Annotated in this window: 6 protein-coding genes; 4 read left to right on the top strand and 2 right to left on the bottom strand. The window is 61.4% G+C overall.

All coding sequences use genetic code 11. From position 1 onward, the window contains the following. From FAP39_RS17710 to FAP39_RS17115, 4 genes are all read left to right on the top strand, one after another. Positions 1 to 244, top strand: a 244-nt coding sequence (locus FAP39_RS17710) for a hypothetical protein (protein ID WP_212743445.1), incomplete at its 5' end; no start/stop codon positions are given. 132 nt (positions 245 to 376) lie between these two features. Further along, positions 377 to 667, top strand: a complete 291-nt coding sequence (locus tag FAP39_RS17125; protein ID WP_138017586.1) for a helix-turn-helix domain-containing protein — start codon at positions 377 to 379, stop codon at positions 665 to 667. Then, positions 664 to 1,971 (top strand): HipA domain-containing protein, encoded by a 1,308-nt coding sequence (locus tag FAP39_RS17120; RefSeq protein ID WP_138017585.1) that lies wholly within the window; start codon positions 664 to 666, stop codon positions 1,969 to 1,971. The genes FAP39_RS17125 and FAP39_RS17120 overlap by 4 nt, the downstream gene beginning before the upstream one ends. After that, positions 1,972 to 3,216, top strand: coding sequence for a hypothetical protein (locus FAP39_RS17115; RefSeq protein WP_212743444.1), 1,245 nt, complete (start codon positions 1,972 to 1,974; stop codon positions 3,214 to 3,216). It abuts the gene before it with no gap. 5 nt (positions 3,217 to 3,221) lie between these two features. On the opposite strand, the gene FAP39_RS17865 is transcribed toward FAP39_RS17115, so the two are convergent. Further along, positions 3,222 to 3,680 (bottom strand): ATP-dependent DNA helicase, encoded by a 459-nt coding sequence (locus tag FAP39_RS17865; protein WP_246059246.1) that lies wholly within the window; start codon positions 3,678 to 3,680, stop codon positions 3,222 to 3,224. Further along, positions 3,577 to 5,054 (bottom strand): ATP-dependent DNA helicase (locus tag FAP39_RS17860; RefSeq protein ID WP_246059245.1); only part of this gene is annotated, 1,478 nt, incomplete at its 5' end. The genes FAP39_RS17865 and FAP39_RS17860, both read right to left, overlap by 104 nt.

The raw sequence follows: 5,054 nt of genomic DNA, 5'->3' as shown, positions 1-5,054 counted from the left end.
CCCGGTAGCTCGTCAGGCTCATAACCTGAAGGTCGTAGGTTCAAATCCTACTCCCGCAACCAATAATACCATACAATATCAAACGCTTAGTTCCCAAGTAAAACACTGGGGAATTATGCGTGCGCGTTTACATCAACGCCACATCAACACCGCACCAGAAAAATTGCATTCGCCCGCACTCGCGTGCATCGGCCTGCATTCGCGGGCATTCAACTGTCCAAAAATGGCTGTTTGGGATCTCTGAGGCGCTTACCTTATTCGATAAGGGCTGCCTTGCGTCCTACCCTGAAGCAACGCTCTTACCGTTAAGGATAAGATGCCTTGAGCAAAGCTCATCTTGCTGCTAGCTTTACCGAAAAGGGTAAGGTGGCGACAGATGGTCGATGATGCCGAGAAGAAGCTGCTGGCGGATGCCGGTAAGCGGATCCGCGAGACCCGCGCCGCGCAGGGTTTGAACCTGGAACAGCTGGCCCGCCTGACTGGCATCAGCGCGCCTGCATTGTCCTTGATCGAAACCGGCAAACGCGATCCGCGGCTGACAACGCTGAAGCGGATCGCTGATGCGTTGCGCGCGCCACTCGCGACGATCATCGCGGATGGCTCTCAAGCGGCCGAGCCCACCGCTCCGGTGCCATCCGAGGGCTATGATCTCGGAGAGTATCAGTGACCGCCTCCGTCCCCATCTGGTTTGATGACCTGGCGGTAGGGCAGGTCGACGTCGCGGCTGATGGATCTCTCTCTTTGCGTTATGAAGATCGCTGGCTGCAGACGGCTGGGGCGTTCCCCTTGTCCGTCACCATGCCGCTCCGCGCCGAACCCTATCCCTCTGATGTGATCTCCCCCTGGCTGGCGAACCTTTTGCCAGAGGAAGAACAGCTTCAAGTGCTGACCCGATCCCTCGGCCTCGATCAAGCCGACGTTCTGGCTGTACTGGCGGAGATCGGGGGGGACACGGCCGGCGCCCTGTCCTTCGGCGCGGCGACTGAGCGGGCGCTGTGGGCCTATACACCGCTCACCAGCTTCTATGACACCGCTGATCCGCGTCTGGCGCTCGAGCGCCACTTCGAAGATCTCGGACGCAGGCCGTTTCTGGTGGGTGAGGAGGGCGTGCGTCAGTCCTTGGCGGGTGGCCAGAAGAAGTCGGCTTTGGCCGTACTGGGCCCGGACGGTGCGCCTGTGCTGCGTCTCCCGCAGGAGGGAGACGTGCTTGCCATCCCGCTCATCGGGGCGCCGTCCACCTTGATCGTGAAGCCTGACAATCCCAACCTTCCCGGCATCACCGAAAATGAAGTCTGGTGCCTGCGCATGGCACAGGCCATCGGCATCGAGGCTGCGCAGACGACGATCCTTCAGTCGTCGAAGCGAACTGCCATCGGCGTGCTGCGTTATGATCGAAGAGTAGGGCGGAGTGGTCAGCTCCTGCGTCTTCATCAAGAAGACTTTGCCCAGGCTAATGGCTTGCCACCCGGGCGAAAATACGAGCGCGGCACACTGCCTGGGCTCGATCTGAAGACCCTGCTGGAAACCGGCCGCCACGTCAGCGCGAGCGATGCTTTGGCGCTGCTCGATCAGGTGATCTTCAACATCCTCGTCGCCAACACCGACGCGCATGCGAAGAACTATTCCCTGATCCTGCCGGTGGGCGCCGCGCCGCGCCTGGCGCCCATTTATGACGCCTCGACAGTGCTGTCCTGGCCCCATGTCGTAAAGACCTATGCCCAATCTATCGACGGCAAGAAGCGCAATCCGTACATGGTTGCGGGACGACACTGGGAAGCCATCGCGCGCGAAATCGGCTATCGCCCCACCGATGTGAAAAACCGCGTGCAGCAGATCGTTGACGCGATGGTGGCGAACAGGGCGGAGGTCACGGCGGCAGTGACCGCGCTGCCAGGCGCCACAGAGGGATATGTCGTGCAGACCGCCGAAGCCGTCGAGGAAAACGCGCTGCGCATGGCGGGGAGGCTGTAGATGGCGAAGGCGACACATAAATGGGCCTTCAAGCCGGGCATGCGGGCGGGCGCCTATAGTTGGAAGTCATCTTCCAAAGCGATCGAGCGGCTGAAATCAGCCAGCTCAGAAATTCGGGCTGTTGCGCGGGTCGATCCTGTGACAGCGGCAGAGGGTGTCATAGCGCTCGCCCAGCGCATCTGGCCTGCATTCGAGCATATCGACACCTCGTCAGGCGCGCTTGGTAATGCAGTCTGCCGGACGCTGGAGGAATTGCTGCCGATTCTGATCGATGCGTCCGCAGATGAGAAGACTCGCGCGAAATGGCTCGAGCAGCTGCGCCAGGCAATCGAGGACGACGGCGTGGATTATCTCGCGCCGATCGCAGACCGCTTTGGTCAGATCGCAGCCTATCCTTCGCTGATGAACCTGCATGCCGACAGGGACATCGACATGATCGAGGCGGCCTGGTCCGACCATGCGCGCTTCATTCATGCGCCAACAGCGACGCTGACGCTATCCTGCCTGTTGGAGGCTGGGCTGCATGACGAGTTGCTGGCACTTCTGGAGCGGAAAAAGACCCGCCTCTGGTTCGATGAGAAATTCGGTGCTGAGGCGCTGCTGCGCCAGGGCTGCGAAGACGAGGCCCTCGCCCGCGCTGAGGCGTTGCTCCTGGATCAGCACCGCCAATGGGGTCATGTCGAGATCGCCCAGTTCTGTGAGTGCATCCTGATCAGCAAGGGCCGCGAGGAAGAAGCCTACCGCCGCTTTGGCCTGCCCTCGGTCTCGGGCAACACCTATCTCGCGATGTGGCGCAATCTGGTGAAACGTTACCCCGACCTCGATGCGCGCCGTATCCTCGAGGATCTGATCGACACGCATGGATCGAAGGGAAAGTGGTTTGCCGCCGCCAAGACCGCCCGGTTCCTCGATATCGCGCTCGAATGTGCCGCGCATTACGATGCAGCACCTTCAACCCTGATCCGCGCGGCACGGGACCTGAAGCTCAAGGAACCGAGCTTCGCAATGGAGGTCGCTTTGCAGGCCATCCGGCATCTTGTCGAAGGCCGCGGATATGAGCCGAGCCCGCTCGACATCGATGAAGCTGTCGAGCACCTGATGGTTGCGGCTGCGCACCTTGACGAGGCGGATCAGGCGCGGCAGGCGCTTCAGCGGATTGCAGGCTCGGCGCTTGCGCCGGGGATGATGGCCGACAGGCTGGCTCGTAATATTGCGGCCCTTTCGCCAGCGGATCGCGACGGCTGAAAAAGCTAGAACGCCAGATTGCCGCCAAGCCACTCATCCAGCTTCGACCAGCGCCGCCGCCCAGAGATATTCTTCACCGCGATCGCCACGGCCTTCTTCTGACCAATGAGCACGACCAACCTCTTGCCCCGGGTGACGCCGGTGTAGATCAAGTTGCGCTGCAGCATCGCGTAGTGCTGGGTCATCACGGGGATCACGACGGCGGGGTATTCTGACCCCTGGCTCTTGTGGATCGTGGCGGCATAGGCTGGGACCAACGTGTCGAGTTCGCCAAAGAGGAATGTCACAGTGCGACCGTCGAAATTCACGGTCACTTCGCCGTCATCGAGATCGACGTCCTCAATCATGCCGATGTCCCCGTTATAGACGTCCTTGTCGTAATCGTTCTCGATCTGCATGACCTTGTCGCCCGGCGCGAAGGTCCAGCCAAAACGCTCGACCTTCTTCTCGCCGGCAGGGTTCAGCGCTGCCTGAAGCTCGACGTTGAGCGAGCGTGCACCGACCCCGCCGCGGTTCATGGGACAGAGGACCTGGATGCCCTTTATCGGATCGAAGCCAAAGCGCTGGGGGATGCGCTTGGCGACCAGCTCGACGATCCGCAGCCGGCACGAAATAGAAGTCCGCCTCCCCATCGGGCTTGCCGAGATCGGGCAGTTGCCCCGCATTGATCGCATGCGCCGTGGTGATGATCTTGCTCTGGGCTGCTTGCCGGAACACCTCGGTCAGTCGGACCACGGGCACCGCGTCAGAGCCGATGATGTCAGCCAGCACCTGGCCGGGCCCGACAGAGGGGAGCTGGTCGATATCGCCGACAATCAGCAGCGCCGCGGTGCTGGGTACAGCCTTCAGGAGCGACTGCATCAGCAGCACATCGACCATCGAGCTTTCGTCCACGACCAGAAGGTCGCAGTCGAGTGGGTTCTCCTCGCTGCGTTTGAAACCGAAGGCCTTCGGGTCGAATTCTAGAAGCCGGTGGATGGTCTTGGCCTCCATCCCGGTGGCCTCGGTCATACGCTTGGCCGCACGACCCGTCGGCGCGCAAAGGAGCAGCTTCACCGCTTTGGCAGCCAGAATGCGCAGGATCGAGTTCACGATGGTGGTCTTGCCAACGCCTGGACCACCGGTAATCACCATGAGCTTCGAGCGCAGTGCCAGCCGGATCGCATCGGCCTGGCTTGCCGCAAGAGTGAGGCCCGTCTTCTGCTCGATCCATGGCAGGGCCTTGTCTGCGTCGATCTCCGGCCAAGGCAGGGCGCCCGCGCGGATGCGCTTCACGTGCTCGGAGATCCCGCGTTCGGCAAGATAAAGCCCGGTCAGGAAGATGCAGTCCGCATCGCCCACGCGATCGGCTGTCACAGTCTCTTCCGCCAGTTCCTCTTGCAGCGCGCTCTCGATCAGCGGGGGAGGGACCTCGGCCAACAGGGTTTGGATCCAGTGGCTCTTGTCAGGATCGTCGAACGGATCCGGCCCGCGCAGATGCTGACCGGGCCCGTCGTGTGAGATCGTGATTTCAACGTCGTGTTCCGCGATGAAGTCGAGTTTTTCGCGGGAGATAGGGCGCTCGCACCCTTCGCAGGCATAGGCCGCTGTTTCCGGCCGGCCCTTGTCCCAGCCGCAGACCGTGATGCGGGCTGGCGGGGTGTTCGGATCTCCCATCAGATCAGTTCGGCCGGTGGGCTCGGAAAGTGCGGACATTGGGGGGACAGCGCAACTAATGGCAGGTTTGAGGCCGTTTTGACCGATGCTGCGCAGTGCATGAATTGGTAAGAAGGGCGGAAAGGGGTCGTTCGCTGCAAATTGCACCAATGTCTGCTGAGCAATACATTGCGGGGAAAATC

The organism is Shimia litoralis (assembly GCF_005518135.1).
Classification (GTDB): Bacteria; Pseudomonadota; Alphaproteobacteria; order Rhodobacterales; family Rhodobacteraceae; genus Shimia_E; species Shimia_E litoralis.
Note: the sequence above shows the minus strand (reverse complement) of the source record. Positions and strands in the feature narration are given on the sequence as shown.